Source organism: Arhodomonas sp. KWT, from assembly GCF_010993615.1.
On the sequence record NZ_WNXE01000449.1, the window covers coordinates 1 to 1,370 of the forward strand.

Genomic DNA, 1,370 nt, shown 5'->3' on the forward strand with positions numbered 1-1,370 from the left:
TGGATCTGGTGCAGGAGGTGCTCTGCGTCAACGGCTATCTGCCGCCGTGGCTGTTCGATCTCGCCGAGATGCACGTGTTGCGGCTCACCGAGCTGAACGAGCGTCCGATGCGTCGCGTCAGCACGGCCTACGAGGGTGGCGAGGTGCGCGAGGCGGAGTTGCCGGTGGTCGCCGCGCTGGAGGACCCCGCCGGGGCGGTCGAACGGGAGGCGGACTATCGCGCCTACCTCGCCGACGGCCAGCGCTGTCTGGTCGTGCGGTACGAAGACGAGGTGGTGGCCTACGGCTGGGTCTTCCATGATCGTTTCGAGGCGGGACGCGGTCCGGGACGTGCCGCGATCCACCTGCGCCTGCGTCCCGGCGACGTGATGCTGGGCCATGGCTATGTTGTTCCCGGTCACCGGCTGCGCGGGGCGTTCCTCAGTCTCGCCGCCACGGCGGTGGTGAATGTTCCGCGCGGTGGCGCCTGCTATGCCGTGGTGGACCGGCTGAACGTGCATTCGCGGCGCTCCCACGAGCGGCTCGGTTTCGTCCCGGTTGCCCGGCTGCGTGCCCGGCGTTGGCCGTTCGGCGGCTACCGCTGGCGGGGCGGTCCCTGGTCCGGCGGGATGCACGTCATCGGCCGCGGGGTGCCGGAGGTGGGCCTGGACTCGTTGCTCGGGTGAGCCGGGCGGGTAAGGAGGAGGGGTGGCGATGAAGGGGCTGATCAAGCGTGCCCTGGTTCACACGGCGGCGGCGCCGACGGTGGCCCGCCTGTTCTCACCACTGACCACGGAGCGGGCAACCATCTTCATGCTGCACCGCTTCGAGGATCCGGAGACGGGAACGCCCGGGCATTCGCCACGCGCCCTGGCGGAGCTGCTCGGCTGTCTGCGCCGACACGGGCACGCCTTCCTGCCCCTGAGCGAGGTCTTCCGGCGTCTCGCCGATGGCCGGCCGGCACTCGGCAATGCGGTGGCGTTCACCATGGACGACGGTTTTGAGGATCAGCTGCGTGTCGGGCTGCCGGTGTTCCGTCGTTTCGGTTGTCCGGTCACCGTGTTCCTGATCACCGACTTTGTCGACGGGGTGCTCTGGCCCTGGGATGCCCGTATCGACTACGCCTTCCGCAACGCCGCACGGCCCGGGCTCGAGCTGGAGCTGGGCGGGCGACGGCTGCGCTGCCCGCTGGACACCCCGGAGCAGCGCCGGCTCGCCGTCCGCGAGGTCCTGGCCGAATGCAAGGATATGGACGGCGATCACGTGGAGGCGGTGGTCGCCGAGGTTGCCGAACGCGCCGGTGTGCGTCTGCCGGCCTCGCCGCCGGCGGGATACCGGCCGCTCACCTGGTCCCAGGCGCGGGAGGCCGAGGCCGGCGGCGGCGTACGTTT

1 protein-coding gene and 1 pseudogene are annotated in these 1,370 nt (G+C 70.7%); both read left to right on the forward strand.

Features of this window, described 5'->3' with window-relative positions; translation table 11 throughout:
* A partial coding sequence (locus G7A99_RS19815) for a GNAT family N-acetyltransferase (protein WP_163143485.1) occupies positions 1-665 on the forward strand: 665 nt, incomplete at its 5' end.
* Between the two features lie 28 nt (positions 666-693).
* Positions 694-1,370 (forward strand): annotated as a pseudogene (locus tag G7A99_RS19820) (hypothetical protein); the annotation flags it as partial.